The following is a 26,909-nucleotide window of genomic DNA, read 5'->3' on the forward strand; positions in this document are numbered from 1 at the left end:
TCATGGACGATACGCTGCTACGCCTTGCCGAAGACCTGCTCGCCCGCTGCCGCGCGCAGAATGCCATGCTGGCGACCGCGGAATCCTGCACCGGTGGATTGATCGCGGCGACACTCACCGAGATCGCCGGCTCGTCCGACGTCGTCGAGCGCGGCTTTGTCACCTACTCCAACGAAGCCAAGATCTATTCCATCGGCGTGCCGGCCGAGATCATCGCCGGCCATGGCGCGGTCTCGGAGCCGGTGGCACGCGCCATGGCGGAAGGCTGCCTGCGCAAGAGCAACGCCCATATCGCGATTGCCTGCACCGGCATCGCCGGCCCCGGCGGCGGCTCGGCCGAGAAGCCGGTCGGCCTGGTGCATATCGCGGTCGCCGGCGAAGGCCAACCAACCATGCATCAGCGCATGACCTACGGGAATATCGGCCGCTCGGCCGTGCGCATGGCCACCGTGGAAGACGCGCTGACCTTAGCCGGCGAAATGCTGGAACAGATGATCGCGGCGCATAAAAGCGCCTAGAGACCAGCCAGCCGCTTCACGTCACCGGATGCTGCAATCGTGCCATCGCGCACGAAGCGCTCGTGGTTCTGGTCGATATCATCCAGGCGATAGAGATAGTTCACCATCAGACCGGCCGATTGCTTCATGCCGTTGCGCGAGCGGTCGCCCATCCAGTTCAGGCGATAGACCTGCGCGCCGTTGCTCAGGTGGAAGCGCGCGACCGGATCACGCGGCTTGTTGTTCTTGTCGGTGCTGAGCAGATAGCGCGCCGACAGCCGCATCAGCACCGGCTTGAGCGCCTCGGTCAGCGCGGCATTGTCGGCCCAGGCATGATCCTTCAGCAGGCCGGGCAGCATGCCCTTGGAGAAGCGCTGGCCCAGCGCCGATGACAGCTCCTCGCGCGCCTTGTTCTCCACCAGGTCGGGCGTGCCCTCGGCCACCGTCTCGTCCAGCCAGGCGCGAAAACCCGGGATGGGCGACAGCGTCGAGAATTGCTTCAGGTTCGGCAGGTCGCGCGTGAGATCGTCGACCACGCGCTTGATCAGGAAGTTGCCGAACGAAATGCCGCGCAGGCCTACCTGGGTGTTGGAGATCGAATAGAAAATCGCCGTATCGGCCTCGCGCGGATCGAGCACCGGCGTCGCCTGATCCAGCAACGCCTGCACATTGCCGGCGATGCCCTTGACCAGCGCGACCTCGACGAAGATCAGCGGCTCCAGCGGCATGCGCGGATGGAAAAAGGCATAGCAGCGCCGGTCGGCATCCAGCCGGTTGCGCAGGTCGTCCCAGCTTTCGATGGCATGCACGGCCTCATAGGCGATCAGCTTTTCCAGCAGCGCCGCCGGGCTGTTCCAGGAGATGCGCTGCAGCTCAAGGAAGCCGACATCGAACCAGGCCACGAACAGGTCTTCCAGATCGGCATCCAGGATCGACAGCTCGGGCGCCTCCTTTCGGAAACGCAGCGCATCGGCGCGCATGTCGACCAGGAACTTCACGCCCTGCGGCAGCGCCGTGAACTGGGTCAGCAATCTTTGCCGCGGCGGCGTCAACGCGAAGCGCAGCTTGCGCTCGGCCTTGTGCCGCGTCACCGGCGTGTCAGCCTTTTGCAATTCGCGGATCGCGGTTTCCAGTGCCGCGTCATCGGCGGCGAAGTCGTTGGCCAGCGCCTGCAGGAAGGCGCGCTTGCCGTCATCGTCCAGCCCCAGATAGAGCCGGCCCAGGGCTGCCGCCCGGGCGCGCGCCGCCACCTCGCCGCCCTTGGCATCCAGGCATTCGGCGAACAGGCCGCGCAGACGATCGATGTCCTTGGCCTCGAGCTTGCCCTCGCGGGCGAGCTGGGCAACCTCGTCGCCACCGGCGATGCCGCGCCAGGCGCCGACCAGGCTGCGCAGGCCGCGCTCCAGCAGGGTTCCGGAAATCGAGAGATTCAGATTGGGCAGGGCAACCATCGGGCAGACACTCTCTTCGGCGAAAGACCCGACCCTAACGGCCGAGCCGGTTCAGAGTGCCGTAATCGTAACACCAGGCGGCAGGGATAATCCATTCTCGCCGTAAAGCTGGCGGGCCCGACTTTCGAAGGCCCCCACCATCCGTTTGACAGCTTCGTTAAACAGCAGCTCGATGGTCTTTTGCAGCAGGCGCGAACGGAACTCGAAATCGACATAAAAGTCGATCTCGCAACCGGTCGGGTGCGGCAGAAAGATCCAGTGGTTCTTCAGATATTTGAACGGGCCGTCAGTGTATTCGACATCGATCCGCCGGGCTTCGGGGCTGAGCGTCACCCGGCTGGTAAAGCGCTCGCGGAACATCTTGAAGCCGATGATCAGGTCGGCCACCACGACCTGCTCGCTGCGTTCGCGGATGCGCGCGCCGATGCACCAGGGCAGGAACTTCGGGTAATGCTCGATGCCGGCGACCAGGGCGTATAGCTGGTCGGGCCGGTATGGCAGGATTCGTTTTTCCGCGTGGGTCGGCACGTCGGCGCTTACTGGGCGGCGAACTTGGCTTCACGCGCGGCGCGCAGGCGGGCGAAGTCGTCACCGGCATGATGCGAGGAGCGCGTCAACGGCGAGGCCGACACGGTGAGGAAGCCCTTGGAATTGGCAATCGTGGCATAGGCAGCGAACTCGTCGGGCGTGACGAAGTGCTTCACCTCGGCATGCTTGCGGGTCGGCTGCAGATACTGACCGATGGTGATGAAGTCGACATCGGCGGCGCGCATGTCGTCCATCACCTGCATGATCTCGATCTTCTCCTCGCCCAGGCCCACCATAAGCCCGGACTTGGTGAACATTTTCGGATCGAGTTCCTTCACCTTCGCCAGCAACTGCAGCGAGGCGAAGTAGCGCGCGCCGGGACGGATGGTCGGATACAGGCGCGGCACGGTTTCCAGATTGTGATTGTAGACATCGGGCCGGGCGGCCACGACCGCCTCGATGGCGCCGGGCTTGCGGATGAAATCGGGCGTGAGAATTTCGATCGTCGTGGTCGGCGAGGATTTGCGGATTTCCTCGATCGTGCGAACGAACTGCGAGGCGCCGCCATCGGGCAGGTCGTCCCGATCCACCGAAGTGATCACCACATGATGAAGCCCGAGCTTACCCACGGCCTCGGCCACATGGGCCGGCTCATGATGGTCGACGCCGTCCGGCTTGCCGGTGGCAACATTGCAGAAGGCGCAGGCGCGCGTACAGACCGCGCCCAGGATCATCACGGTGGCGTGCTTCTGCTTCCAGCATTCGCCCAGGTTCGGGCAGGCCGCTTCCTCGCAGACGGTGTTCAGGTTCAGCTCGCGCATCAGCCGGCGCGTCTCGGCCACTTCCGGCGAGGTTGGCGCCTTCACGCGGATCCAGTCCGGCTTGCGCAGCATCGGCGTGTCGGGCTTGTGCGCCTTTTCCGGGTGACGGATCGGGATGGGATGAACGTTGATGGTCACGACGGCCTTAAATCCTGTTGCCTACCACTGGAGCTGAGGTAGTGCCCGGACAGTATATAGGAAAGCCCCTGCTCTGACACCAGCCGGCAAATGCTTAGTAATTCAGCGCCTTGCCATACGCGTCCAGCACCGACTCATGCATCATTTCCGACAGGGTCGGGTGCGGGAAGATGGCATGCATCAGCTCGACTTCGGTGGTCTCCAGCGTCTTGGCGATGCCGAAGCCCTGGATCAGCTCGGTCACTTCCGCACCGATCATATGGGCGCCGAGCAGCTCGCCGGTCTTGGCGTCGAACACCGTCTTGACCAGGCCTTCCGGCTCGCCCAGCGCGATCGCCTTGCCGTTGGCCAGGAAGGGATAGCGGCCGACCTTCACCGTATGGCCCTTTGCCTTCGCTGCTGCCTCAGTCAGGCCGACGCTGGCGATCTGCGGCGTGCAGTAGGTGCAGCCCGGGATGTTGCTGACGTTGAGCGGATGCACGTCCTTCTCGCCAGCGATCTTTTCGACACAGATCACGCCTTCATGGCCGGCCTTATGCGCCAGCCAGGGCGGACCGGTCAGGTCGCCGATGGCATAGATGCCCGGCTCATTCGTCCGGCTGTATTCGTCGGTGACCACATGGGTCTTCTCGACTTTCACCTTGGTGGTCTCAAGCCCGATATTCTCGACATTGCCGACGATGCCGACGGCGAGGATCACGCGCTCGACGGTGATCTCGGATTCCTTGCCAGCCTTGTCCTTCAGCACGGCGGTGACGCTGTCAGCGCCCTTCTTGAGCGCGGTCACCGTCGTACCCAGGTGAATCTTCATGCCCTGCTTCTCGAAGGCCTTCTTGGCCAGGCCGGAGATTTCCTCGTCCTCGACCGGCAGCACGCGGTCCATCACTTCGACCACGGTAACTTCACTGCCGAGCTGGCGATAGAAGCTGGCGAATTCGATGCCAATGGCGCCCGAACCGATGACCAGCAGCGACTTAGGGAGAGTCGGCGGCACCATGGCTTCCTTGTAGGTCCAGACCAGCTTGCCATCGGGCTCCAGGCCGGGCAGCGAACGCGCGCGTGCGCCGGTAGCGAGAATGATGTGCTTGGCGGTCAGGTCGGCAATGGCCTTGCCGTCCTTGCTGACCTTCACCTTACCAGCGCCATTGAGCACGCCGACACCGTCGAAGACCGTGATCTTGTGCTTCTTCATCAGGAATTTCACGCCATTGGAAAGCTGCGCCGCGACCTTGCGCGACCGCTCCACCACCTTGGCGGTGTCGATGGTGACCTTGCCCTCGACTTTGAAACCATAGGCTTCGGCATGCTTGATGTTGGTGTAGATCTCGGCCGAGCGCAGCAAGGCCTTGGTGGGAATACAGCCCCAGTTCAGGCAGATGCCGCCCAGATGCTCGCGCTCGATGATCGCTGTCTTCATGCCAAGCTGGGCACCGCGGATGGCGGTGGTGTAACCACCCGGGCCGCTGCCCACCACGATCAGATCGAAACTGGTATCAGACATGGAATGCCTCTCTTAGACAGAGCGGGTAATGCCGCCGTCAACGCGGATATTCTGGCCGGTGATATAGCTGGCCTGCTCCGACAGCAGGAAAGCCACCGTATCGCTGATCTCACGCACCGTGCCGTAGCGCTTCATCGGAATACGCGCGATGCGCTCGTCCTTCGCCGGCAGGCTGTCGATGAAGCCCGGCAGCACGTTGTTCATGCGGATGCCCTGCGCCGCATACTGGTCGGCATAGACCTTGGAGAAAGCGGCCACCGCCGCGCGCACCGGGCCCGAGATCGGGAAATCGGCCTCGGGCTCGAAGGTGGCGTAAGTGAGAAGGTTCACGAAGGCGCCGCCTGTCTTCTGCTTCAGCATCACCGGCGTCACCAGCCGCACCATGCGGATGACAGCCAGATGCACCAGCTCGAAGCCCGTGGTCCAGGCCGCGTCATCCAGATCGAGCAGCTTGCCCTTGGGCGGATGGCCGGTGTTGTTCACCACCGCATCGATGCGGCCGTATTTGTCGAGCGTCAGATCGACCAGCGCCTTGACGTCTTCAGCCTTGGCATTCGATCCCGCCGTGCCGACGCCGCCGAGACTCTCGGCCAGTGTCTTGGCCGCGCCCGACGGCGACATGGCGGCCACCTTGTAGCCGTCAGCCGCCAGTTTTTTCAGAATCCCCGCCCCCATGCCCTTGCCGGCACCGGTGACGATGGCAACTTTCGCTTCAGCCATCGTCAATGCCTCACAGCAGCATGGTCAGCGGATCGTCGATGAAGCCCTTGAAGGCCTGCAGGAACTGCGCGCCGACGGCGCCGTCCACCGCACGGTGATCGACCGACAGCGTGCAGGTCATGATGGTGGCCGGCACGATCTGGCCGTTCTTCACGATCGGACGCTGCTCGCCGGCGCCGATGGCGAGGATGCAGCCCTGCGGCGGATTGATCACCGCCTCGAACTGCTTCACGCCGAACATGCCCAGGTTTGAGATCGAGAAGGTACCGCCCTGGAATTCCTCGGGCTTCAGCTTGCCGTCGCGGGCGCGCGCGGCCAGGTCCTTCATCTCGGTGGCAATCTGCGTCAGGCCCTTGCCTTCCGCCTGCTTGATGATCGGCGTGATCAGGCCATTCGGCGTGGCCACGGCGACCGAGATATCGGCATGCTCGTAATACATCATGCCGCTGTCATCGAAGCTGGCATTGGCGGTCGGGACCTTCTTCAGCGCCAGCGCCACCGCACGGATGACGAAATCGTTCACGCTGATCTTGGCCTCGGTCTTGTCGTTGAGCCGCTTGCGCAAAGACAGCAGCTCGTCGATCTCGGTGTCGATGGTGAGATAGAAATGCGGCACCGTCTGCTTGGACTCGGTCAGGCGGCGCGCGATGGTCTTGCGCATGCCCGACAGAGGCTCGAGCTTGTAGGGCATCTTGAGCAGGTCGGCGAGCTGACGCGCGCCCGGACCCGATGCGACCGGCGCTGCAGCCTTGCCGGCAGCCGCCGGCGCGGCAGCGCCCTTTGGGGCCTTCTCGACATCGGCCTTGACGATACGGCCATGCGGACCGCTGCCGGTCACCGCCTTGAGGTCGATGCCACCCTGCTCCGCCATGCGGCGGGCCAGCGGCGAGGCGAAGACGCGGTCACCAGACTTCGCCGGAACCGCAGCAGCGGCAGGCGCAGCGACAGCCGGAACAGCTTTCGGCGCTTCGGCCTTCTTCTCGTCTTGCTTGGGAGCCTCAGCCTTCTTCTCTTCCGGCTTCTTGGCGGCAGGCGCGGCCTTCACATCGGATGCGCTCTCACCCTCTTCCAGCAGCACGGCAATCGGCGTGTTCACGGCGACACCTTCGGTGCCCTCGGCCACCAGGATCTTGCCGATCTTGCCTTCATCGACGGCTTCGAATTCCATCGTCGCCTTGTCGGTCTCGATCTCGGCGATGATGTCGCCGGCCTTGACCGCGTCGCCTTCCTTCTTGTGCCACTTTGCCAGCTTGCCCTCGGTCATCGTGGGCGAGAGGGCCGGCATCAGGATATCGATCGGCATCCTTTGGCCCTCCTTAACGGCGGTAGCAGACGGCTTTCGCCGCCGCGACGATTTCAGGGACGGTGACCAGCGCCAGCTTTTCCAGATTGGCGGCATAGGGCATCGGCACATCCTTGCCGCTGACCCGCACCACCGGGGCATCGAGATAATCGAAGGCTTTTTCCATCACGACGGCGGAGATTTCGGCGCCGATGCCCGACTGCGGGAAGCCTTCTTCAATGGTGACGATGCGGTTGGTCTTCTGCACCGACCTGATGATGGTGTCGTGATCCATCGGACGGATGGTGCGCAAGTCGATGACTTCCGCCTCGATGCCCTCTTCCGCCAGCTTCTCGGCAGCGGCCAGCGCATGGCCGACACAGATCGAGTAACCGACCAAAGTCACGTCCTTGCCTTCGCGGGCGATACGCGCCTTGCCGATCGGCACGACGTAATCGTCCAGCTTCGGCACGTCGAAGCTGCGGCCGTAGAGGATTTCGTTTTCGAGGAAGATCACCGGATTGGGATCGCGGATCGCCGCCTTGATCAGGCCCTTGTAGTCGGCCGCCGAATAGGGCGCGACCACCTTCAGGCCCGGGATATGCGAATACCAGGCGGCATAGTCCTGGCTGTGCTGGGCCGCGACGCGCGCCGCGGCGCCGTTCGGGCCGCGGAACACGATGGAGCTGCCCATCTGGCCGCCCGACATGTACAGCGTCTTGGCCGCCGAATTGACGATCTGGTCGATGGCCTGCATCGAGAAGTTAAACGTCATGAATTCGACGATCGGCTTCAGGCCATAGAAGGACGCACCGACGGCCAAGCCGGCAAAGCCCTGCTCGGTGATCGGCGTATCGATCACGCGCTCAGGGCCGAACTCGTCCAGCATGCCCTGGCTGATCTTGTAGGCGCCCTGATACTGCGCGACTTCCTCGCCCATCAGGAAGACCTTGGGGTCGCGGCGCATCTCTTCCGACATGCCTTCGCGGATCGCCTCGCGCACGGTCATGCTGACGAACTGCGTGCCCTCGGGGATGCTCGGGTCTTTCAGGTCCGGCGCCGGCGTCTTGGCCTGTGTCACGGCGGACTCGACACCCTTGCCCTCGTCAACCGGCTTCTTGGCTTCGGCCTTCGGAGTTTCCGGCTTAGGCGCTTCCGCCTTCTTGGCCGGCGCCGCAGCGCCCGGCTTCTCGTCCTCGCCACGCAGGCTTGCGATCGGCGTGTTCACGGCGACGCCTTCGGTGCCTTCGGCGACCAGGATCTTCTCCAGCACGCCTTCATCGACGGCCTCGAACTCCATCGTCGCCTTGTCGGTCTCGATCTCGGCGATGATGTCGCCGGCCTTGACCTCGTCGCCTTCTTTTTTATGCCATTTCGCCAGCTTGCCCTCAGTCATCGTGGGCGACAGCGCGGGCATCAGAATCTCGATAGCCATCTTTTAAATCCTCTCGCCCGCTTCACGCTTCGACATAAACGTCGGTCCAGAGCTCCGACGGATCGGGCTCGGGGCTTTCCTGCGAGAAATCGGCAGCCTGCTGCACGATGTCCTTGACCTCCTTGTCGATGGCCTTCAGCGCATCTTCGTCGGTCATCTTGTTGCCAAGCAGCAGCGTGCGCACCTGGTCGATCGGATCGTGTTCCGAGCGCATCTTGCTGACCTCGTCCTTCGAGCGGTACTTCGCCGGATCGGACATCGAGTGGCCACGATAACGATACGTCATCATCTCGAGGATGACCGGGCCCTTGCCGGCGCGGCAATGGGCGACGGCTTCCTCGCCGGCTTCCTTCACCGCGATCACGCTCATGCCGTCGACCTGCTTGCCGGCAATGCCGAAGCTTTCGCCGCGCTTGTACAGCGCCGGCTGGGCCGAGGAGCGGGCCACCGAGGTGCCCATCGCATACTGGTTGTTCTCGATCACATAGATGACCGGCAGCTTCCACAGCTCGGCCATATTGAAGCTCTCGTAGACCTGGCCCTGGTTAGCCGAGCCGTCGCCGAAGTAGCAGAAGGTCACATTGTCGGTCTTGTTGTATTTCTGGGCGAAGGCGAGGCCAGTGCCCAACGGCACCTGGGCGCCGACGATGCCGTGGCCGCCGTAGAAATGCTTCTCGCGGCTGAACATGTGCATCGAGCCGCCCTTGCCCTTGGAATAGCCGCCGATGCGGCCGGTGAGTTCGGCCATGACGCCCTTGGCGTCCATGCCGGTGGCCAGCATGTGGCCGTGATCGCGGTAGGAGGTGATGACGGCGTCGCCGAGCTTGGCGCAGGCCTGCAGGCCGACGACCACCGCTTCCTGGCCGATATAGAGATGGCAGAAGCCGCCGATCAGGCCCATGCCGTAAAGCTGGCCCGCCTTCTCTTCAAAGCGGCGGATCAGCAGCATGTCGCGGTAATAGCTGAGCAGGTCCTTGGCGGGCGGCAGTTTGCCACCCTTGGCCGCGTCAGCGGCCTTGCCCGGTTTGGCCATCGTTTCTCTCCCGACTAGAACCCTAGAAGGCCCCTTTACGCAGGGGCATTGGCCAATATGTAACACCGGCCGGAGGCGAAGATGGCGGCTAACTTTAGTTAAAACAAGGGATTTTGGGTGATTAACCTGATTTCAGTTAATCGACGCAATTCCGTTACCGGAAAGGCCCGGTCTAACGTCCGAGAATTACCAGCTCGCCCGGCTTGATCAGGCCCAGGACCCGCTTGCCCTGCTCGTCCAGCATGTCGGCATCCAGCTTGTCGGCGCGCAGCAGGTTGACCCGGCGCTCGATGGTCTTGCGCTCGGTGGTGACCTCGTGCAGGGCCACCTTGGTGTCCTGGATCTGCAGGGTCAGCCGGGTATAGGCGTTGATGCCATGCTCGCCTTCCATCGCGTGGTAGGCGAAGTAGCCGATGGCGGCGAAGCAGATCACCGGAACGATGGCAGCCAGCGAATGGCGACGGATTTCACGAACAGCACTCATGGTGATTCGTAAAGAATCACACCCGAGTCGCCGGGTCAAACCCTTTCCGAGTCGTTTTTACGATTCTGTTATGAGAGTCAGGCTTTTACCTGGAATACCGGAACCTGGGTCCCCAGCGCGCCCCCTTCCGCCTCGGTCCGGTCCGGGTTATGCTTTGGTTATGCGCAAATCCCGGATGATCCGCCTAGCTCTCCTCGGCAGCGTCGGCCTCGTCGGTCTCGCTGCCTGCGACAACAACGATCCGCTCGCCGGCCATGACGTGCTGCGCGACCAGAAGGAATGCTCGGCCAAGCCCGATCCCGACGCCTGCCGCACCGCGCTGGCCGATGCCCGCGCCCAGCATGTGCAGACCGCGCCCCGCTTCACCAGCCGCGAGGACTGCGAGGCGCAGTTCGGCGTCAACAACTGCGGCACGCCTACCCAGATCCTCTCGGGCAACGACGCCTTTGCCGGCGCCCAGCCGGCGGGCGATCCGTCCCAGCCCGTCCCCGGCCCGCAGCAGCAGGCCAGCTCGGGCGGCATCTTCATGCCCATGCTGATGGGCTACATGATCGGCCGCAGCCTCGGCGGCGGTTTCGGCGCCCAGCCGCTCTACCGCGACCCGTCGAACACCGCCTATACCGGCGGCCGGCCGCTCGGCCAGCTCAGCGCCAACCGCTTCCCCGACGCCCCGGCGGCCTCGCCCAATGCGGTGTCGCGCGGCGGCTTTGGCCGCACCGGCAGCGCCGTCAGCTCGTCCGCCGGCTCGTAAGAGCGCCCGTCATGGAGCGATTGGCAGTCGAGCCGCGTCCCGACTGGCGCGAGCGGGCCGAGAAGATCGGCTTTGAATTCCATACCATCAACGGCGAACCCTACTGGTGCGAGGATGCCGCCTATCGTTTCACGGCCGCCGAGGTCGATGAGATCGACGATGCGGCCCAGCGCCTGGAGGACATGTCGCTTGAGCTGATCGACGGCATCATCGCCAAGGGCGACTACAGCGCGTTCGGGATTTCGGACCGCGCCTGCAGCCTGATCGAGGACAGCTGGCGCCGGCAGGACAAGAACCTCTACGGCCGCTTCGACTTCGCCTGGTGCGGCACCAAGCCGCCAAAGCTTCTGGAATACAATGCCGACACGCCGACCGCGCTGTTCGAAGCCAGCGTCGTGCAGTGGGAATGGCTCGACAGCTACTGCAATCACTGCGACCAGTTCAACGGCATCCACGAGACACTGATCGAGGCTTGGAAGCATTTCGGCCTCTGGGGCCATCGCGTGCATTTCACCTGCGTGCGCGATCATGCCGAGGATCTCGGCACCACCGAATACCTGCGCGACACGGCGACCCAGGCCGGCCTCGATACCGACCGTCTGTTCATCGACGAGATCGGCTGGACTGGCAAGCGCTTCGTCGACCTCGCCGCCAAGCCGATCACCACGCTGTTCAAGCTCTATCCCTGGGAATGGCTGCTGCAGGAAGACTTCGCCGCCAACATCCAGCCCAGCGGCGTGAAGATGATCGAGCCGGCCTGGAAGATGCTGCTCTCGACCAAGGCGATCCTGCCGCTGCTGTGGCAGAAGCATCCCGATCACGAGAACCTGCTGCCGGCCAGTTTCGATGCGACGGCCATCAAAGGTCCGCGCATTGCAAAACCATTCTGGGGCCGCGAAGGCGGCGGCATCACGCAGTATGATGCCAATGGCCAGATCGTGACTCAAACGCCGCCCAGCGGCGACCCCGAGCCCGAAAGGCTGGTCTACCAGCAGGCCATCGAGATGCCGGCCTTTGACGGCTTCTATCCCGTGCTCGGTGTCTGGGTGATCGCCTCACGCGCCTGCGGCCTCGGCATCCGCGAGGACAAGAGCCCGATCACCCGCAACACCAGCCGCTTCGTGCCACACCTGTTTGAGTGAGACCCGCCATGAATCTCAGCCGCTACCTGATCACCCTGCCCGACTTCGCGATCTACTTCGTCAGCGCCGTGATCCTGCTGGCGTTGTTCCTCGCGTTTTATACGCGACTGACGCCGCAGCACGAATGGACACTGATCCGCAACGGCAACACTGCCGCCGCGCTGTCGCTGGGCGGCGCGCTGCTCGGCTTCGTGCTGCCGCTGGCCAGCGTGATCATCGGATCGCTCAGCCTGGTCGACATGCTGGTCTGGGGCCTGGTGGCGCTGGTCGTGCAGCTTCTGGTCTTTTCCGCCCTGCGCCTGCTGCTCCCGCAGCTGCCGGCCCGCATTACCAACAACGAGATGGCTGCCGGCACCATCTCCGCTGTATTCTCTATCGGTATCGGCGTGCTTAACGCCGCATGCATGACGTATTGAGGGCGTATCGCAGTAGAACAATAACCAAGGGGGAAAGCATGAAAGCGATTGTCTGGATTCTGAAAGTGTTCGGCGTGCTTTATGTCGTCATCGCCCTGTTCAATCAGTTCAGCTACCTGATCGAGTCTCCAGCCCAGATGATGAGCATGATATCGAGCATGCTCTCATCCATCCTGCACGGCGTCGGCGCCATCGCGCTCGGCATCCTGCTGGAGCGTCACACCACCAGCTAAGCCGGGCCAGCTAAGCCGGCAGTCTTACCGGCACTTCACCAGGCGGCGGTCGCCTTCGATGGTCTCGTCGAAGGCGACAAGCCGGCTGGGCGAAAAGTCGAGGATCATCAGGGTGTGTTCCTCGTCGGGCGCATCGTCGTCGATCAGGATGATGCGGTCGCGGCGGACCTTGTAGTCGCCAGCCCGCGGCTCGTCCTCGTCCAGCGTCGACTTGAAATGGCCATCGGCGGAGAAATCCAGCGCCTCGTCCGCGCAGCGGCTCTGGCTCACGGCCCATTTGCCGACCAGCGCGGCCTGGGTGATCGCCGGCACCGGCTGCGCCTGTGCGGAAGCAAACTCGGCCGCCGCGCTGACCAAAGCCAGCGCGGCGGCGAGCGCGATGATGATTGCCCCCCGGCTCATCATCGTCTGTTGCTTCAGCGTCCCTTGAGGGCCGAGAGGCCCGGGTATTTCGCGGCAACATCGAGCTGCTGCTCGATGCGGATCAGCTGGTTGTACTTGGCCATGCGGTCCGAGCGCGCCAGCGAGCCGGTCTTGATCTGGCCGCAGTTGGTCGCCACCGCCAGGTCGGCGATGGTGCTGTCCTCGGTCTCGCCCGAGCGATGCGACATCACGGCGCGATAGCCGTTCTTGTGCGCCAGCTCGACCGCTTCCAGGGTTTCCGACAGCGTGCCGATCTGGTTGACCTTGACCAGGATGGCGTTGCCGACACCCTGCTTGATGCCATCGGCCAGGCGCTTGGGGTTGGTGACGAACAGATCGTCGCCGACCAGCTGGCACTTGCCGCCGATCACGTCGGTCAGCTCCTTCCAGCCCTTCCAGTCATCCTCGGCCATGCCGTCTTCGATCGAGACGATGGGATAGTCGCCGACCAGCTTGGCCCAGTACTTGACCATGTCGCTGGGCGACAGCTTCAGGTTCTCGCCGTCCAGGTGATACTGGCCGTCCTTGAAGAATTCGGTGCTGGCGGCATCCAGCGCGATCATCACGTCCTTGCCGGCCTTGTAACCGGCGGCCTCGATGGCCTGCATGATGAAGTCGAGCGCGCCCCGCGTGCTCGGCAGGTTCGGCGCGAAGCCGCCCTCGTCGCCGACATTGGTGTTGTGGCCGGCATCCTTCAGCTTCTTCTTCAGCGTGTGGAACACCTCGGCGCCCATGCGCACGGCCTCGGCGACGCTCTCGGCGGCCACCGGCATGATCATGAATTCCTGCACGTCGATCGGATTGTCGGCATGCGCGCCGCCGTTGATGATGTTCATCATCGGCACCGGCAGGATATGCGCAGCCGCGCCGCCCACGTAGCGATACAGCGGCAGATCGGCTTCCTGGGCGGCGGCCTTGGCCACGGCCATCGACACGCCCAGAATGGCGTTGGCACCGAGGCGCGCCTTGTTCGGCGTGCCGTCCAGATCGATCATGGTGCGGTCGATCTTAAGCTGCTCGCTGGCCTCGAAGCCGGCCAGCGCGTCGAAGATCTCGGTGTTGACGGCATTCACCGCCTTCAGCACGCCCTTGCCCAGATAGCGCTTCTTGTCGCCATCGCGCAGCTCGACGGCCTCATGGGCGCCAGTCGAGGCGCCCGAGGGCACGGCGGCGCGGCCAAAGGCGCCGGACTCCAGCACGACGTCCACTTCCACAGTCGGGTTACCACGGCTGTCGAGAATTTCGCGCGCCAGGATGTCGGAAATGCCGCTCATGTACGGAGGGTCCTTCTTGAAGCAAAAGGCAGGAAAAAGGTGGGCAAAGGCATAGCCCGGCAGGCCGTTCCGGGCAAGGCCCCGGGCGTGACCGGACAGGGGCAAAGCTGTGGGTAAACCGGCGTTTCAGCCGCGCTCCGTCACCCTCGGGCTTGTCCCGGGTCCAACCCAACCATCCACGTATCGGAACGGACAGATGGACCCCGGATCAAGTCCGGGGTGACGATTTATGGGAGAGCAGCCGTAACGGCCAAGTCGTCATTCCCACGAAAGCGGGAATCCCATTTAAGTTGGTCAGAACACCAAACTATGAGTCTGGGTCGGGAAATCAGGACCTCAATGCCCGGCCTTCGCCAGGTGGTCGAATTCCAGCAGCTGCTCCAGCACGGCTTCCATCTTGTCGAAGGGCACCATGTTAGGGCCATCGGAGGGTGCGCTGTCCGGGTCCTTGTGGGTTTCCATGAACACGGCGGCCACGCCGATCGCCACGGCGGCGCGCGCCAGGATCGGCACGAAGCGGCGATCGCCGCCTGAGCTGGCGCCCTTGCCGCCTGGCTGCTGCACGGAGTGCGTGGCGTCGAACACCACCGGGCAGCCGGTCTCGGCCATGATCGGCAGTGACCGCATGTCGGTGACCAGCGTGTTGTAGCCGAAGCTGGCGCCGCGCTCGCAGAGCAGCACGTTGGGATTGCCGACATGGTCGAATTTCTCGACCACGTTCTTCATGTCCCAGGGGGCGAGGAACTGTCCCTTCTTCACATTCACCGGCTTGCCCGTATTCGCGGCCGCCACCAGCAGGTCGGTCTGGCGGCAGAGGAAGGCCGGAATCTGCAACATGTCGACGCTGTCGGCCACCGCACGGCATTGCTCTTCCGTGTGCACATCGGTCACCACCGGCAGGCCAAGCGTGTCGCGGATTTCCTGGAACACCGGCAGGGCGTTTTCCAGGCCGAAGCCGCGGTTGCTGCGGATCGAGGTGCGGTTCGCCTTATCAAACGACGACTTGTAAATGAAGTTGATACCGAGCTTCTCGGTCAGCTCCTTCAGCGAGCCCGCCATGTCGAGTGCATGCTCGCGACTTTCCATGGCGCAGGGACCGGCCAGCAGCGTGAAGGGCAGATCGTTGCCGATCTCGAAATCTCCGACCTTGACGTGACGGGGGGGGGCTGGGGCTTCGCTCATGGTCTTGGGCTCCATGACTTAAATAACAACTGTCATGCCCGAGCTTGTCTCGGGCATCCACGCCTTACTTAGGGTCGTTCCATTACAAAGACGTGGATGGCCGGAATAAATCCGGCCATGACACTCTATGGTCAGACCAGCCGCGACTGCTTCAGCGCGGCTTCGATGAAGCTGGCGAACAACGGATGCGGCTCAAACGGTTTGGATTTCAGCTCGGGGTGATACTGCACGCCGATGAACCAGGGGTGGTTCGGGAATTCCACGATCTCGGGCAGCAGGCCGTCGGGCGACATGCCGGAGAAGACCAGGCCGCAGCCTTCCAGCTTCTCGCGATACTTGGTGTTGACCTCGTAGCGATGACGATGGCGTTCGGAAATCGTCGTGCTGCCGTAAACCTCGGCGACACGGCTGCCCGGCTTCAGCGCGGCCTCATAGGCGCCCAGACGCATGGTGCCGCCCAGATCGCCGGCCTGGCTGCGCTTTTCCAGCTCGTTGCCACGCATCCACTCGGTCATCATGCCGACCAGCGGCTCCTTGCAGGGACCGAACTCGGTGCTGCTGGCATCCTTGACGCCGGCGAGATTGCGCGCGGCTTCGATCACCGCCATCTGCATGCCGAAGCAAATGCCGAAATAGGGAATGTTGCGTTCGCGCGCAAATGTCACGGCGCGAATCTTGCCTTCCGATCCACGCTCGCCGAAGCCGCCCGGCACCAGGATGGCATGCACGCCGTCCAGCGCCTGCACGGCGGTCTCGTCCTTCTCGAAGATCTCGGACTCGATCCATTCGATATCGACGCGTGCGTTATTCGCGATGCCGCCATGGGCCAGCGCTTCGGCCAGCGACTTATAGGCATCTTTCAGGCCGGTATACTTGCCGACGATTGCGACCTTGACCTTGTTCTCGGGCGCGATGACGCGCTGCACGATATTCTGCCAGCCGCTGAGATCCGGCGCCTTGCCAGCATCGATGCCAAACGCCTTGAGCACCTGCACGTCCAGACCGGCTTCGTGATAGGCCAGCGGGGCTGCATAGATGGTGCTGACGTCGAGCGCCGGAATGACGGCTTCTTCACGAACGTTGCAGAACAGCGCCATCTTGCGGCGGTCGCCCTGCGGGATTTCGCGGTCGGAACGGCAAAGCAGGATATCGGGCTGGATGCCGATGGAGCGCAGCTCCTTCACCGAATGCTGCGTCGGCTTGGTCTTCAGCTCGCCGCTGGCATTGATGAACGGCACCAGGGTGCAATGGATATAGACCGCCTGGCCGCGGCCCGCTTCCAGGCCGAACTGGCGGATCGCCTCCAGGAAGGGCAGGCTTTCGATATCGCCCACCGTGCCGCCCACTTCGACCAGCATGAAGTCGGTGCCTTCGCGGTCGTCGGCGATGAAGTCCTTGATGGCGTCGGTGATATGCGGAATCACCTGCACGGTGCCGCCCAGGTAATCGCCGCGGCGTTCCTTGGCGATCACGGTCTGGTAGATGCGGCCGGTGGTGATGTTGTCGGTCTTGCGGCCCGGCACGCCGGTGAAGCGCTCGTAATGGCCCAGATCGAGATCGGTCTCGGCGCCGTCGTCGGTGACAAAGACCTCGCCGTGCTGATACGGGCTCATGGTGCCCGGATCGACGTTGATATAGGGGTCGAGCTTGCGCAGGCGGACGGTATAGCCACGGGCCTGCAGCAAAGCGCCGAGCGCCGCCGAAGCCAGACCTTTTCCGAGGGAGGAAACCACGCCGCCGGTGATGAAGATGTACCGCGTCATGGGAGACCTGTCTAACCTATCCATCCGACACAAAAAAGGGTTCGCTCGCGCCGACTCGCGCGATTTCACAAAGCCGAAAAACTTGTTTTAGTTCAGGTAGCTATAACGACAGCTGGTCTCATTATTGCGACAGCGGCACGGCCGGCTTGGGCGCTTCGGCCGGGGCCGAGGTGCTCGGCGCGTCGAGAATCGAGCGCGGCCGGGAGTGACCGCCGGCGAGAATCGCCAGCGCGATGCTGGTGGCGAAGAACAGAACCGCCAGGATCGCCGTGGTGCGGGTCAGCAGATTGGCCGAGCCGCGCGCGGTCATGAAGCCACCGCCGCCACCGCCACCCATGCCCAGAGCGCCGCCTTCCGACCGCTGCACCAGAATGACGCCGATCAGCGCCAGGGCCAGCAGGATATGCACCACCAGAAGGAAGGTCATCATGGGTCGAATCTCTCCAAAGTCCGGGGGCTTTTACACCCTCCTCTTAGACAGGGAAAGACCCTGCCGGCCCAAAGGCTTCGCGATTTGCCCTCTGCCCGGCCATTTCCTGAAGAAAGCCTCGGCGGGGATGTTTCACGTGAAACATATCAGGAACATGAAATCCCGGTTTCCCGCCGCTTTTCCGGCGCATCGCCTCTGCCTCCCCCCAGCGCGATCAACGGGTTGCCGCTGACTGCCCGATGGTGTACGGCAGGCGGTCTGGTCATCGCAGCAGCGGGAATCGCATGGCAACGGCACGGAAATCGGCAGGAAACGGCAAGGTCAAGAAGGCCCCCGTTATCTATGTGCTGAACGGCCCGAACCTGAACATGCTCGGCCTGCGCCAGCCCGAGATCTACGGCCGCGCCACGCTGGCCGATGTCGAGAAGCTCTGCCGCACCAGGGGCAAGGAACTGGGTTTCACCATCGAGTTCCGCCAGACCAACTATGAAGGCGAGCTGGTGACCTGGATCCAGGAGGCCCGGACCAAGGCTGCGGGGATCGTGCTAAATGCCGGCGCCTATACCCATACCTCGGTCGCCGTGCTCGACGCGCTGAACGCCGCCGAACGGCCCTGCGTGGAGGTGCATCTGTCCAATATCCACCGGCGCGAAAGCTTCCGCCATCATTCCTATGTGTCGCAGGCCGCGACGGGGATGATCTGCGGCTTCGGGCCGAAGGGTTACGTGCTGGCGCTCGACGCGCTGGCCGATATCGTCTGAACCATTTTTCTCTCGTCAGGAATACAGGAGTAGCGCATGGCCTCCGCGCCCAAGGATAAAGCCGCCAAGGCGGACAGCCGCATCGACCAGCAGATGATCCGCGATCTCGCCGATCTGCTGAACGAGACCGGCCTCACCGAAATCGAGTGGAGCGAAGGCCCGCTGAAGGTGCGTGTCACCAAGGGCGGCGCGGCTCCGGTCTATGCCGCCGCCCCTGTCGCGCCGATCGCCGCGGCTGCCGTTGCCGCCGCCGGCGGTGGCGCCAGCGATGACGCCAGCCATCCCGGCGCCGTGAAGTCGCCCATGGTCGGCACCGTCTACACCGCGCCCGAGCCGGGCGCCGCCACCTTCATCAAGGTCGGCGACAGCGTGAATGCCGGCCAGACGGTCCTGATCGTCGAAGCCATGAAGACCATGAACCCGATCACCGCGCCGAAGGGTGGCCGGGTCGCCCGTATCCTGATCGAGAATCAGCAGCCGGTCGAATTCGGCCAGCCTCTGCTGATTATCGAATAAGACAGCCCAAGCAACACAGAACAGGGCCGCGTACCATGTTTGACAAGGTGCTGATCGCCAATCGCGGCGAGATCGCGCTCCGTATCCATCGCGCTTGTCGCGAGATGGGCATCCGCACCGTCGCCGTGCATTCCACGGCGGACGCCGACGCGATGCATGTGCGCATCGCCGACGAGTCCGTGTGTATCGGCCCGCCGCCGTCGGGCCAGAGCTACCTGAACATCCCCGCCATCATCTCGGCCGCCGAGATCACCGGCGCCGACGCGATCCATCCCGGCTACGGCTTCCTCTCCGAGAACGCCAAGTTCGCCGAGATCGTCGAGGCCCACGGCATCACCTTCATCGGCCCGACGCCTGAGCATATCAAGCTGATGGGCGACAAGATCACGGCAAAGGAAGCCGCGATCGAACTCGGCATCCCGGTCGTGCCCGGCTCCAAGGGCGCGGTGGAAACCGAGGAACAGGGGCTCAAGCTTGCCGCCGACATGGGCTATCCTGTGCTGATCAAAGCCACCGCCGGCGGCGGCGGCCGCGGCATGAAGGTCGTGCGTTCGCCGGCCGAGTTCGGCCCGGCGCTGCAACAGGCCCGCACCGAAGCGCGCAATGCCTTCGGCAACGACCAGGTCTATGTCGAGAAATACCTCACCCGCCCCCGCCATATCGAGATCCAGATCTTCGGTGACGGCCAGGGCAACGCCGTGCATCTGGGTGAACGCGACTGCTCGCTGCAGCGCCGCCACCAGAAGGTGCTGGAGGAAGCCCGCTCGCCGGCACTGAACGACGACCAGCGCAAGACCATCGGCGACATCGCCGCCAAGGCGATCTCGAAACTGAACTATCGCGGCGCCGGCACCATTGAGTTCCTGTTCGAGAATGGCGAGTTCTACTTCATCGAGATGAATACCCGCCTGCAGGTGGAGCATCCGGTGACCGAAGCCATCACCGGCCTCGACCTGGTGCGCGAGCAGCTTCGCATCGCCGACGGCGCGCCGCTGGGCTACACGCAGGCTGACATCAAGTTCTCCGGTCATGCCATCGAGTGCCGCATCAACGCCGAGAACCCGCGCACCTTTGCGCCCTCGCCCGGCCGCGTCACCGACTATCATGCGCCTGGCGGCTTAGGTGTTCGTGTTGATAGCGCGCTCTACACCGGCTACCAGATTCCGCCGCATTATGACTCGCTGATCGGCAAGCTGATCGTGCACGGCACCAGCCGTAACGAATGCCTGATGCGCCTGCGCCGTTCGCTGGAGGAATATGTGATCGGCGGTCTGGAAACCACGATCCCGCTGCATCTGGCGCTGATCAACGAACCCGATTTCGTCAACGGCGCCTACGACATCCACTGGCTGGAAGAATTCATCGCCAGGCAGGGCTGACAGATCGGGCGCGTGCGCTAGGTTGATGCCATGAGCACGCGCCCCGAACCGCTCACCCCCGAACTTCTGCTGCAGGCCTATGCCCGCGGCTATTTCCCGATGGCCGACAGCGCCGAAGACCCCGGCTATTTCTGGGTCTTCCCGCAAAAGCGCGGCGTCATCCCCCTGGACGGTTTCCATGTGCCGCGCAAACTGGCCCGCACGGTGCGCGGCGGCGGTTTCCAGGTTCGCATCGACACGGATTTTCCCGGCGTGATGGCGGCCTGCGCCGAGCCAACGGAGCATGCCCAGCGTCAGAATACCTGGATCAACGCGCCGATCCGCGCCGCCTATACCGAGCTGCATCGTTTAGGGTTCGCCCATAGCGTCGAATGCTATGACGAGAGCGGCGCCATGGTCGGCGGGTTGTATGGCGTGCATCTGGGCGCGGCCTTCTTCGGCGAGAGCATGTTCAGCCGCGCCACCGATGCCTCGAAGGTGGCGCTGGTGCATCTGGTGGGCCGGCTGATCGCCGGCGGATTCACCCTGCTCGACACGCAGTTCATCACGCCGCATCTGCAACAGTTCGGCGCGACCGAGATTCCGCGCGATCAGTATCTGGAGTTGCTCTACGACGCGCTGCCGCGCAGCGCGGATTTCTACGGCCTGCGCGGCGACGCGCCGCCCGAGCTGGTCCTGCAGTCGATCACCCAGACATCGTAGACCGGATGTTCCAGCGGATTGAGGCCGGGGCTGGAGGCGAACATCCAGCCCTTGAACAGGGCGTAAGACTCCTGCTCGGGCCGCTGTTCCACCACCTCGAGGAAGGCCATGCTTTCCGGCGGATATTCCGGCGGGCGCTTGCGACAGGTGCGCGCCGTCACCTTCAGCGTGCCGAAGCCGATGGTCTGGTCGACCGGCGCCTCGAAGGTGTAGATGCGGGCCGTTATCTTATCGAGGCCCTGCAGCACGGCGACCGGCATCGGCGTGGAGGGATACTGCGGCATGGGATCAGGCATCTGCGCCCAGGTCGGCTCGATCATGGCGGCCTGCGCCAGCAGGGCCGGCAGCAGGAACAGACAGCGACGCAGCATACGCACCATGGAAATCAGTTGGCCCACTGATCAGTTGGCTTTGGGCTGAAGACCCTGCAGCGGATTGAGCTCGGCATCGCCGCCGCTCTTTTCCTTGTCCTTGCCGTTGCCGGCGCCGGTGGCGCTGAAGATCGCCTGGCCGATCAGGTCCATCAGGTTGACGGAACCCTGGGTATACTTGATCTCGGCGCCCGGCTTCAGCGCGGTGTTGCTGCCACCCGGCTCGACCGAGAGGAAGTTGCCGCCCAGCAGGCCTTCGGAGGCGATCTTGACCGCGCTGTCCTCGGGCAGCTGATAGCGGCTGTCGACCGAGAAACTGACAATGGCGTCGAAGGTCTTGGGATCCAGCGCCTGCTTGGTCACGGTGCCGATCTTGATGCCGCTCATGCGCACATCGCCACCCACCACCAGGCCGTCGGCGCGATTGAAGCGCGCCTGCAGCTCATAGCCCGACATGCGGCTGCTGCCGACACCGCCCGTGGTGTAGGCGAAAGCCAGGAAAAAGCCCGCGACCAGCAGCACAACGGCGCCGATCAGCGTTTCAACAAGATTGCCCTGCATATCGAGTCCTCGCCCAGTCTGCGCTCTGGCCTGTTATTCCGGCTGCCAGGCCTGGTAATCGCCGGTGGCGGCGGGGCGCTGACCGCCCTTGGCCACACTGCCCTGCGGGCGATAGGCATATGGCGTGCCGCTGAGATTGGGCAAATGCTCCTTCTCCCAGGGCTTGCGCTCCACGCCGTGGATCGGCGCATCATCAATGGTGTAGTGCAGCCAGGCGTGCCATTCCGGCGGCACCTTCGAGGCTTCGGGCCGGCCCTGATAGATCACCCAGCGCTTGCGCGCGCCGTCCTTGGCGCGGAAGTAGCGGTTGCCGAACGCGTCGGTGCCGACGAGCTCACCCTTCCACCAGGTGAAAAGCTTGGTGCCGATCAGACTCATGAAAATGCCCACCTCAGGCCAGACCGCCGGATTGGGGAATCCGACTGGAAATTCAGGCGGAATATGGCATTACGCCGGTGTCTGGGCAAGCCTTGGTATACGCGGAGGCCGGGTGGAAGCACCGTGATTTACCCAGAAATCCAGAGGCTTGCTCAAGGAGCGGATGGGCGCGGCTACCGGTTCATCAGCGCGATTTCCTGCGCGAATTCCTTCTGCAGCTCGGTACGGGCCACCGTTTCGAAAGTCGGGTATTTCCTGGCCGCCGCCTGCAGGGCCGGATTGTCGAGCGGCAGTTCTTCGGGCCGCAGGATGTCGCTGCCCTTCACGCCGCCTTTCTGGCTGGCGCCCAGCACGGCGCGGGTCACCACGGTGGTGAGCAGGCGCTGGCCTTCGCCGCTGGCGAAATAGGTATCCAGCGCCTCGATCTCGCCGCGCGTGTAGCTCTGACTGGCCGCGTTGACCACAGCGCCGCGGAAGCGGGGCCCCGCCGTCGGCGCGCGCTGGCGCAGCTCGGCGGCGCGCTGTTGCTCGGACGGCGTGTTGGCCGGCAGGAAGTTCAGATAAAGCTGAGTGATAGTTTCGACCCGCTTCTCCAACCCGATGGTGGTCATCAGCTTTTCAGCCGCGGCCCGGGTCGCCTTGTCCTGCGCAGAGGCAGGCTGGGACAGGAAAGCAAAAAACATCAGGGCAAGAACAAAAAGCGGGCGCATCTGCGAATCCTCACATACTCAACGAGTCATACTGATACCGGGAATATGGCAAAACCCTGTCAACAAAACATAGTCGATTCGAGGCCAGATTTGGCGTTTGACCCCTCCCCGGCGCATCCATAGATTTAGCCCCGTTACGACGACTTGGCGCTAGATGTTGGGCTTTTCCCCGAAATCAGTAGCCGGCCAGACCACAACATATTGATCCTATTTGGCAACTCGTTTTCGGCGGGGACTAACGTAATGCGTATTGATCGGCATTTCACGACAGCGGGCCAGGATGCTTATGCCGGGCTCGAGTGGAAAACCACCACCAGTGAAATCCGCAACCCCGATGGCAGCACCGTCTTCAAGCTGGACCGCCTGGAAGTGCCGGCCGGCTGGTCGCAGGTCGCCGCCGATGTGCTGGCGCAGAAGTATTTCCGCCGCGCCGGCGTGCCGGTCGCGCTGAAGGCCGTCGAGGAAAGCGATGTCCCCGATTTCCTGTGGCGTCGCGAGCCCGACATGGACGCGCTCGGCAGCCTGCCGGAGAAGGATCGCTTCACCCAGGAAACCAGCGGCCGCGAAGTCTTCGATCGCCTCGCCGGCACCTGGACCTACTGGGGCTGGAAGGGCGGCTACTTCGACTCTGAAGATGACGCCAGCGCCTTCTTCGACGAGATGCGCTTCATGCTGGCCGCGCAGATCGCAGCGCCGAATTCGCCGCAGTGGTTCAACACCGGGCTTCATTGGGCTTATGGCATCGACGGCCCGGCGCAGGGCCATCATTACGTGGACTTCAAGACTGGTGAGCTGACCCGCTCCACCTCGTCCTACGAGCATCCGCAGCCGCATGCCTGCTTCATCCAGTCGGTGCAGGACGACCTCGTCAACGAGGGCGGCATCATGGACCTGTGGGTGCGCGAGGCGCGCTTGTTCAAATACGGCTCGGGCACCGGCAGCAACTTCTCCAAGCTGCGCGGCGAAAACGAGCGGCTGTCGGGCGGCGGCAAGTCGTCGGGCCTGATGAGCTTCCTCAAGATCGGCGACCGCGCCGCCGGCGCGATCAAGTCGGGCGGCACCACGCGCCGCGCCGCCAAGATGGTGATCTGCGATATCGACCATCCCGATATCGAGCAGTTCATCGACTGGAAGGTGAAGGAAGAGCAGAAGGTGGCGGCGCTGGTCGCCGGCTCCAAGCTCTCGCAGAAGCATCTGGGCGCCATCATGGCCGCCTGCCAGCTCGGCAGCGGTGACGCGCGCGTCGACGCCAAGAAGAACAGCCAGCTCCGCAAGGAGATCCTCGCCGCCCGCAAGGCGATGATCCCGGAGAACTACATCCAGCGCGTGGTGCAGTTCGCCAAGCAGGGCTATACCGCGATCGACTTCCCCGCCTATGACACCGACTGGGATTCGGAAGCCTATCTCACCGTTGCCGGCCAGAATTCCAACAACTCGGTGCGCGTGTCGGACGACTTCCTGCAGGCTGTCGAGCAGGACGGTGACTGGAACCTGATCCGCCGCAATGATGGCAAGCCGGCGAAAACGCTGAAGGCGCGCCAGCTCTGGGAACAGGTCGGCTATGCCGCCTGGGCCTCGGCCGATCCGGGCATCCAGTTCGACACCAGCATCAACGACTGGCACACCTGCCCGGCCGACGGCCGCATCAATGCATCGAACCCGTGCTCGGAATACATGTTCCTGGACGACACCGCCTGCAATCTGGCTTCGATGAACCTGATGTGCTTCCGCCAGGCGGATGGCAAGTTCAACGTCGCCGGCTTCGAGCATGCGACACGGCTGTGGACCATCGTGCTGGAAATCAGCGTGCTGATGGCACAGTTCCCCAGCAAGGAGATCGCCGAGCGCAGCTACAAGTTCCGCACGCTGGGCCTGGGCTACGCCAATCTCGGCGCGCTGCTGATGTCCTGCGGCATGTCCTATGACTCTGACGCCGGCCGCGCGCTCTGCGGCGCCATCACCTCGCTGATGACCGGTGCGTCCTACGCCACCTCGGCCGAGATGGCGGGCGAGCTGGGCGCTTTCCCCGGCTATGCGCCGAATGCCGAGAACATGCTGCGCGTGATCCGCAATCATCGCCGTGCCGCACAGGGCGATCATTTCGGCTATGAGGGCGTCGCCATTCCGCCGGTGCCGCTGGATCATGCGAGCTGCCCCGATGCCGCGCTGCTGCAGGCCGCTGAGCTGGTCTGGGAGCGCGCGCTCGAGCTTGGCACCGCGCATGGCTATCGCAATGCGCAGGTCAGCGTCATCGCCCCCACCGGCACCATCGGCCTGGTGATGGACTGCGACACCACTGGCATCGAGCCGGACTTCGCGCTGGTGAAGTTCAAGAAGCTAGCCGGCGGCGGCTATTTCAAGATCATCAACCGCACGGTGCCTCTGGCGTTGAAGACGCTGGGCTACAGCGATAGTCAGATCAAAGCCATCATCGACTATGCCGTCGGCCATGGCACGCTGCAGGACGCACCGGGTGTCAACCACGAGACGCTGAAGGCGCGCGGCCTGACCGACGAGATGCTGGCCAAGATGGAAGCCGGCCTGCCCGGCGCATTCGATATCAAGTTCGTGCTGAACCGCTGGACGTTGGGCGGCGACGCTTGCAAGGCGCTCGGCTTCACCGATGCGCAGCTCGACGATCCGGCCTTCGACCTGCTGACCGCTCTGGGCTTTGCTTCCGCCGAGATCGCCGCCGCCAATCTCCATTGCTGCGGCGCCATGACGGTGGAAGGCGCGCCCTACCTGCAGGACAAGCACCTGTCGGTCTTCGATTGCGCCAATCCCTGCGGCAAGGATGGCGTGCGCTTCCTGTCGGCCGAAAGCCACATCCGCATGATGGCCTCGGCGCAGCCCTTCATCACCGGCGCGATCTCCAAGACCATCAACATGCCCAACCTCGCCACCGTCGAGGATTGCAAGCTGGCCTACATGCTGTCGTGGAAGCTGGGTTGCAAGGCCATGGCGCTATATCGCGACGGCTCCAAGCTCAGCCAGCCGCTGCAGGCGCAGATGCTGGACGAGGATGTGGACGACATGGTCGGCGAAACCCAGATCGAGTCTCTGGCCGAGCTGGTGGCGGAAGCGCCGATGGCCGCGCGCGCGCAGATCATCGCCGAGCGCATCGTCGAGAAGCATATCGCCGGCCGCCAGAAGCTGCCGCTGCGCCGCAAGGGTTACACCCAGAAGGCCGTCGTCGGCGGGCACAAGGTCTACCTGCGCACCGGCGAGTATGACGAAGGCAAGCTGGGCGAGATCTTCATCGACATGCACAAGGAAGGCGCCGCCTTCCGCAGCCTGATGAACAATTTCGCCATCGCCATCTCCATCGGCCTGCAGTATGGCGTGCCGCTGGAGGAATTCGTCGACGCCTATACCTTCACCCGCTTCGAACCCTCGGGGATGGTGGAAGGCAACGACGTCATCAAGATGTCGACCTCGATCCTCGACTATGTGTTCCGCGAACTGGCGATCAGCTATCTCGGCCGCACCGACCTCGCGCATGTGCAGCCCGAAGACCTGCGCCACGATGCGCTGGGTGCCAAGGAACTGCCGGCGGCCGAGAAGGTGAAGGTCGAACAGGACTCGATCAAGGTCGCCTCCACCGGCTATATCCGCTCCAACCTCTATGTGCTCAAAGGCGGCAGCCCGACACGTGCCCCGGTTGCCGAATACCAGGCCACTGGCACGGATGGGCCGGTGATGCATGTCACCACCGACACGCATACCCATGTCGAGATGGATGTGGCGGTGTCGGCCATGGGCGGCAACGCAAGTGGCGGCGGCCCCAGCAAGGCGGATCAGCGCAGCCTGGCCCGCATGAAAGGCTACGAGGGTGATAGCTGCCCCGAATGCGGCAACTTCACGCTGGTGCGCAACGGCACCTGCCTGAAATGCGATAGCTGCGGCGGCACGACGGGCTGCTCGTAAGCACGGCAACTCATAAGCCCAGCCGCCCTCTTCCGGCTTCAGAACCCCGGCATCCTCAGGATGCCGGGGTTTTTCATGGGCCCGGCAGCTTTTGCCGGCC

Annotated in this window: 28 protein-coding genes; 10 read left to right on the forward strand and 18 right to left on the reverse strand. The window is 63.7% G+C overall.

The window, feature by feature from the left end:
- Positions 1 to 2 precede the first annotated feature (2 nt).
- On the forward strand, positions 3 to 518 hold the full coding sequence (locus AC1RRT_RS00740) for a CinA family protein (RefSeq protein WP_493011733.1): 516 nt from the start codon (positions 3 to 5) through the stop codon (positions 516 to 518).
- Here the strand turns inward: AC1RRT_RS00740 and AC1RRT_RS00745 are convergent.
- The 9 genes from AC1RRT_RS00745 to AC1RRT_RS00785 all read right to left on the reverse strand — a co-directional run bounded on the left by AC1RRT_RS00745 (position 515) and on the right by AC1RRT_RS00785 (position 9,890).
- The gene (locus AC1RRT_RS00745; protein WP_493011734.1) at positions 515 to 1,948 is read right to left on the reverse strand and encodes a malonyl-CoA decarboxylase; all 1,434 of its coding nucleotides are present in this window, start codon (positions 1,946 to 1,948) and stop codon (positions 515 to 517) included. The genes AC1RRT_RS00740 and AC1RRT_RS00745 overlap by 4 nt on opposite strands.
- A gap of 51 nt (positions 1,949 to 1,999) precedes the next feature.
- A complete protein-coding gene (locus AC1RRT_RS00750; RefSeq protein WP_493011735.1) occupies positions 2,000 to 2,476 on the reverse strand; it encodes a type II toxin-antitoxin system RatA family toxin in 477 nt (158 codons plus the stop codon).
- 8 nt (positions 2,477 to 2,484) lie between these two features.
- Positions 2,485 to 3,429, reverse strand: a complete 945-nt coding sequence (gene lipA, locus AC1RRT_RS00755; protein WP_493015109.1) for a lipoyl synthase — start codon at positions 3,427 to 3,429, stop codon at positions 2,485 to 2,487.
- A 100-nt stretch (positions 3,430 to 3,529) separates the two neighbouring features.
- Positions 3,530 to 4,936, reverse strand: a complete 1,407-nt coding sequence (gene lpdA, locus AC1RRT_RS00760) for a dihydrolipoyl dehydrogenase (RefSeq protein ID WP_493011736.1) — start codon at positions 4,934 to 4,936, stop codon at positions 3,530 to 3,532.
- Between the two features lie 12 nt (positions 4,937 to 4,948).
- A complete protein-coding gene (locus AC1RRT_RS00765; protein ID WP_493011737.1) occupies positions 4,949 to 5,656 on the reverse strand; it encodes an SDR family oxidoreductase in 708 nt (235 codons plus the stop codon).
- 10 nt (positions 5,657 to 5,666) lie between these two features.
- On the reverse strand, positions 5,667 to 6,959 hold the full coding sequence (locus tag AC1RRT_RS00770) for a pyruvate dehydrogenase complex dihydrolipoamide acetyltransferase (RefSeq protein WP_493011738.1): 1,293 nt from the start codon (positions 6,957 to 6,959) through the stop codon (positions 5,667 to 5,669).
- Positions 6,960 to 6,972: 13 nt separating this feature from the next.
- The gene (locus tag AC1RRT_RS00775; protein WP_493011739.1) at positions 6,973 to 8,373 is read right to left on the reverse strand and encodes a pyruvate dehydrogenase complex E1 component subunit beta; all 1,401 of its coding nucleotides are present in this window, start codon (positions 8,371 to 8,373) and stop codon (positions 6,973 to 6,975) included.
- Positions 8,374 to 8,395: 22 nt separating this feature from the next.
- On the reverse strand, positions 8,396 to 9,406 hold the full coding sequence (gene pdhA / locus AC1RRT_RS00780; RefSeq protein ID WP_493011740.1) for a pyruvate dehydrogenase (acetyl-transferring) E1 component subunit alpha: 1,011 nt from the start codon (positions 9,404 to 9,406) through the stop codon (positions 8,396 to 8,398).
- A gap of 172 nt (positions 9,407 to 9,578) precedes the next feature.
- Complete coding sequence (locus AC1RRT_RS00785) at positions 9,579 to 9,890, reverse strand: FtsB family cell division protein (RefSeq protein ID WP_493011741.1); 312 nt, start codon at positions 9,888 to 9,890, stop codon at positions 9,579 to 9,581.
- Positions 9,891 to 10,065: 175 nt separating this feature from the next.
- Between AC1RRT_RS00785 and AC1RRT_RS00790 the strand changes: the two genes are divergently transcribed.
- The 4 genes from AC1RRT_RS00790 to AC1RRT_RS00805 are packed head-to-tail and all read left to right on the forward strand — an operon-like array spanning position 10,066 to position 12,432.
- Positions 10,066 to 10,641: a DUF1190 domain-containing protein gene (locus AC1RRT_RS00790; RefSeq protein ID WP_493011742.1), complete on the forward strand. Its 576-nt coding sequence runs from the start codon at positions 10,066 to 10,068 to the stop codon at positions 10,639 to 10,641.
- A gap of 11 nt (positions 10,642 to 10,652) precedes the next feature.
- Positions 10,653 to 11,783 carry a glutathionylspermidine synthase family protein gene (locus tag AC1RRT_RS00795; protein ID WP_493011743.1) on the forward strand — a complete coding sequence of 377 codons (1,131 nt, stop codon included), beginning with the start codon at positions 10,653 to 10,655 and terminating at the stop codon, positions 11,781 to 11,783.
- An 8-nt stretch (positions 11,784 to 11,791) separates the two neighbouring features.
- Positions 11,792 to 12,199, forward strand: a complete 408-nt coding sequence (locus AC1RRT_RS00800; protein WP_493011744.1) for a DUF350 domain-containing protein — start codon at positions 11,792 to 11,794, stop codon at positions 12,197 to 12,199.
- A 38-nt stretch (positions 12,200 to 12,237) separates the two neighbouring features.
- A complete protein-coding gene (locus AC1RRT_RS00805; RefSeq protein ID WP_493011745.1) occupies positions 12,238 to 12,432 on the forward strand; it encodes a hypothetical protein in 195 nt (64 codons plus the stop codon).
- 24 nt (positions 12,433 to 12,456) lie between these two features.
- Here the strand turns inward: AC1RRT_RS00805 and AC1RRT_RS00810 are convergent, their stop codons facing one another.
- The 5 genes from AC1RRT_RS00810 to secG all read right to left on the reverse strand — a co-directional run bounded on the left by AC1RRT_RS00810 (position 12,457) and on the right by secG (position 17,504).
- Positions 12,457 to 12,834, reverse strand: a complete 378-nt coding sequence (locus AC1RRT_RS00810; RefSeq protein ID WP_493011746.1) for a hypothetical protein — start codon at positions 12,832 to 12,834, stop codon at positions 12,457 to 12,459.
- A gap of 14 nt (positions 12,835 to 12,848) precedes the next feature.
- The gene (gene eno, locus AC1RRT_RS00815; RefSeq protein WP_493011747.1) at positions 12,849 to 14,129 is read right to left on the reverse strand and encodes a phosphopyruvate hydratase; all 1,281 of its coding nucleotides are present in this window, start codon (positions 14,127 to 14,129) and stop codon (positions 12,849 to 12,851) included.
- A 336-nt stretch (positions 14,130 to 14,465) separates the two neighbouring features.
- Entirely contained in the window at positions 14,466 to 15,311 is an 846-nt protein-coding gene (gene kdsA, locus AC1RRT_RS00820) for a 3-deoxy-8-phosphooctulonate synthase (protein WP_493011748.1), read from the reverse strand.
- A gap of 131 nt (positions 15,312 to 15,442) precedes the next feature.
- Positions 15,443 to 17,074, reverse strand: a complete 1,632-nt coding sequence (gene pyrG, locus AC1RRT_RS00825; RefSeq protein ID WP_493011749.1) for a CTP synthase — start codon at positions 17,072 to 17,074, stop codon at positions 15,443 to 15,445.
- 121 nt (positions 17,075 to 17,195) lie between these two features.
- Complete coding sequence (gene secG, locus AC1RRT_RS00830) at positions 17,196 to 17,504, reverse strand: preprotein translocase subunit SecG (protein ID WP_492981458.1); 309 nt, start codon at positions 17,502 to 17,504, stop codon at positions 17,196 to 17,198.
- A gap of 284 nt (positions 17,505 to 17,788) precedes the next feature.
- Between secG and aroQ the strand changes: the two genes are divergently transcribed.
- The 4 genes from aroQ to aat are packed head-to-tail and all read left to right on the forward strand — an operon-like array spanning position 17,789 to position 20,862.
- Positions 17,789 to 18,265: a type II 3-dehydroquinate dehydratase gene (aroQ, locus tag AC1RRT_RS00835; RefSeq protein WP_493011750.1), complete on the forward strand. Its 477-nt coding sequence runs from the start codon at positions 17,789 to 17,791 to the stop codon at positions 18,263 to 18,265.
- 36 nt (positions 18,266 to 18,301) lie between these two features.
- Complete coding sequence (gene accB, locus AC1RRT_RS00840; protein WP_493011751.1) at positions 18,302 to 18,781, forward strand: acetyl-CoA carboxylase biotin carboxyl carrier protein; 480 nt, start codon at positions 18,302 to 18,304, stop codon at positions 18,779 to 18,781.
- 35 nt (positions 18,782 to 18,816) lie between these two features.
- Positions 18,817 to 20,160, forward strand: coding sequence for an acetyl-CoA carboxylase biotin carboxylase subunit (gene accC / locus AC1RRT_RS00845; protein ID WP_493011752.1), 1,344 nt, complete (start codon positions 18,817 to 18,819; stop codon positions 20,158 to 20,160).
- A gap of 30 nt (positions 20,161 to 20,190) precedes the next feature.
- Positions 20,191 to 20,862, forward strand: a complete 672-nt coding sequence (gene aat, locus AC1RRT_RS00850; RefSeq protein WP_493011753.1) for a leucyl/phenylalanyl-tRNA--protein transferase — start codon at positions 20,191 to 20,193, stop codon at positions 20,860 to 20,862.
- Here the strand turns inward: aat and AC1RRT_RS00855 are convergent.
- From AC1RRT_RS00855 to AC1RRT_RS00870, 4 genes are all read right to left on the reverse strand, one after another.
- Positions 20,799 to 21,233, reverse strand: coding sequence for a DUF2155 domain-containing protein (locus tag AC1RRT_RS00855; RefSeq protein ID WP_493011754.1), 435 nt, complete (start codon positions 21,231 to 21,233; stop codon positions 20,799 to 20,801). The genes aat and AC1RRT_RS00855 overlap by 64 nt on opposite strands.
- A 30-nt stretch (positions 21,234 to 21,263) precedes the next feature.
- Positions 21,264 to 21,794 (reverse strand): outer membrane lipid asymmetry maintenance protein MlaD, encoded by a 531-nt coding sequence (gene mlaD / locus AC1RRT_RS00860; protein WP_493011755.1) that lies wholly within the window; start codon positions 21,792 to 21,794, stop codon positions 21,264 to 21,266.
- A 33-nt stretch (positions 21,795 to 21,827) separates the two neighbouring features.
- Positions 21,828 to 22,172, reverse strand: a complete 345-nt coding sequence (locus tag AC1RRT_RS00865; RefSeq protein ID WP_492981466.1) for an NADH:ubiquinone oxidoreductase subunit NDUFA12 — start codon at positions 22,170 to 22,172, stop codon at positions 21,828 to 21,830.
- Between the two features lie 173 nt (positions 22,173 to 22,345).
- On the reverse strand, positions 22,346 to 22,882 hold the full coding sequence (locus AC1RRT_RS00870; RefSeq protein ID WP_493011756.1) for a DUF2059 domain-containing protein: 537 nt from the start codon (positions 22,880 to 22,882) through the stop codon (positions 22,346 to 22,348).
- 243 nt (positions 22,883 to 23,125) lie between these two features.
- On the opposite strand from AC1RRT_RS00870, the gene AC1RRT_RS00875 reads away from it, so the two are divergent.
- Positions 23,126 to 26,809 (forward strand): vitamin B12-dependent ribonucleotide reductase, encoded by a 3,684-nt coding sequence (locus AC1RRT_RS00875; protein WP_493011757.1) that lies wholly within the window; start codon positions 23,126 to 23,128, stop codon positions 26,807 to 26,809.
- Positions 26,810 to 26,909: the final 100 nt, after the last annotated feature.

It is taken from the genome of Ferrovibrio sp. GW821-FHT12B10, assembly GCF_058807515.1.

What these genes read in the sequence shown, in the direction of transcription:
- AC1RRT_RS00740 (WP_493011733.1), top strand. Translation starts at nt 3, where the DNA reads ATGGACGATACGCTGCTACGCCTTGCCGAAGACCTGCTCGCCCGCTGC.
- AC1RRT_RS00745 (WP_493011734.1), bottom strand. Translation starts at nt 1,948, where the DNA reads ATGGTTGCCCTGCCCAATCTGAATCTCTCGATTTCCGGAACCCTGCTG.
- lpdA (WP_493011736.1), bottom strand. Translation starts at nt 4,936, where the DNA reads ATGTCTGATACCAGTTTCGATCTGATCGTGGTGGGCAGCGGCCCGGGT.
- AC1RRT_RS00765 (WP_493011737.1), bottom strand. Translation starts at nt 5,656, where the DNA reads ATGGCTGAAGCGAAAGTTGCCATCGTCACCGGTGCCGGCAAGGGCATG.
- AC1RRT_RS00770 (WP_493011738.1), bottom strand. Translation starts at nt 6,959, where the DNA reads ATGCCGATCGATATCCTGATGCCGGCCCTCTCGCCCACGATGACCGAG.
- AC1RRT_RS00775 (WP_493011739.1), bottom strand. Translation starts at nt 8,373, where the DNA reads ATGGCTATCGAGATTCTGATGCCCGCGCTGTCGCCCACGATGACTGAG.
- pdhA (WP_493011740.1), bottom strand. Translation starts at nt 9,406, where the DNA reads ATGGCCAAACCGGGCAAGGCCGCTGACGCGGCCAAGGGTGGCAAACTG.
- AC1RRT_RS00785 (WP_493011741.1), bottom strand. Translation starts at nt 9,890, where the DNA reads ATGAGTGCTGTTCGTGAAATCCGTCGCCATTCGCTGGCTGCCATCGTT.
- AC1RRT_RS00790 (WP_493011742.1), top strand. Translation starts at nt 10,066, where the DNA reads ATGATCCGCCTAGCTCTCCTCGGCAGCGTCGGCCTCGTCGGTCTCGCT.
- AC1RRT_RS00795 (WP_493011743.1), top strand. Translation starts at nt 10,653, where the DNA reads ATGGAGCGATTGGCAGTCGAGCCGCGTCCCGACTGGCGCGAGCGGGCC.
- AC1RRT_RS00800 (WP_493011744.1), top strand. Translation starts at nt 11,792, where the DNA reads ATGAATCTCAGCCGCTACCTGATCACCCTGCCCGACTTCGCGATCTAC.
- AC1RRT_RS00805 (WP_493011745.1), top strand. Translation starts at nt 12,238, where the DNA reads ATGAAAGCGATTGTCTGGATTCTGAAAGTGTTCGGCGTGCTTTATGTC.
- AC1RRT_RS00810 (WP_493011746.1), bottom strand. Translation starts at nt 12,834, where the DNA reads ATGAGCCGGGGGGCAATCATCATCGCGCTCGCCGCCGCGCTGGCTTTG.
- eno (WP_493011747.1), bottom strand. Translation starts at nt 14,129, where the DNA reads ATGAGCGGCATTTCCGACATCCTGGCGCGCGAAATTCTCGACAGCCGT.
- kdsA (WP_493011748.1), bottom strand. Translation starts at nt 15,311, where the DNA reads ATGAGCGAAGCCCCAGCCCCCCCCCGTCACGTCAAGGTCGGAGATTTC.
- pyrG (WP_493011749.1), bottom strand. Translation starts at nt 17,074, where the DNA reads ATGACGCGGTACATCTTCATCACCGGCGGCGTGGTTTCCTCCCTCGGA.
- secG (WP_492981458.1), bottom strand. Translation starts at nt 17,504, where the DNA reads ATGATGACCTTCCTTCTGGTGGTGCATATCCTGCTGGCCCTGGCGCTG.
- aroQ (WP_493011750.1), top strand. Translation starts at nt 17,789, where the DNA reads ATGGCAACGGCACGGAAATCGGCAGGAAACGGCAAGGTCAAGAAGGCC.
- accB (WP_493011751.1), top strand. Translation starts at nt 18,302, where the DNA reads ATGGCCTCCGCGCCCAAGGATAAAGCCGCCAAGGCGGACAGCCGCATC.
- accC (WP_493011752.1), top strand. Translation starts at nt 18,817, where the DNA reads ATGTTTGACAAGGTGCTGATCGCCAATCGCGGCGAGATCGCGCTCCGT.
- aat (WP_493011753.1), top strand. Translation starts at nt 20,191, where the DNA reads ATGAGCACGCGCCCCGAACCGCTCACCCCCGAACTTCTGCTGCAGGCC.
- AC1RRT_RS00855 (WP_493011754.1), bottom strand. Translation starts at nt 21,233, where the DNA reads ATGCTGCGTCGCTGTCTGTTCCTGCTGCCGGCCCTGCTGGCGCAGGCC.
- mlaD (WP_493011755.1), bottom strand. Translation starts at nt 21,794, where the DNA reads ATGCAGGGCAATCTTGTTGAAACGCTGATCGGCGCCGTTGTGCTGCTG.
- AC1RRT_RS00865 (WP_492981466.1), bottom strand. Translation starts at nt 22,172, where the DNA reads ATGAGTCTGATCGGCACCAAGCTTTTCACCTGGTGGAAGGGTGAGCTC.
- AC1RRT_RS00870 (WP_493011756.1), bottom strand. Translation starts at nt 22,882, where the DNA reads ATGCGCCCGCTTTTTGTTCTTGCCCTGATGTTTTTTGCTTTCCTGTCC.
- AC1RRT_RS00875 (WP_493011757.1), top strand. Translation starts at nt 23,126, where the DNA reads ATGCGTATTGATCGGCATTTCACGACAGCGGGCCAGGATGCTTATGCC.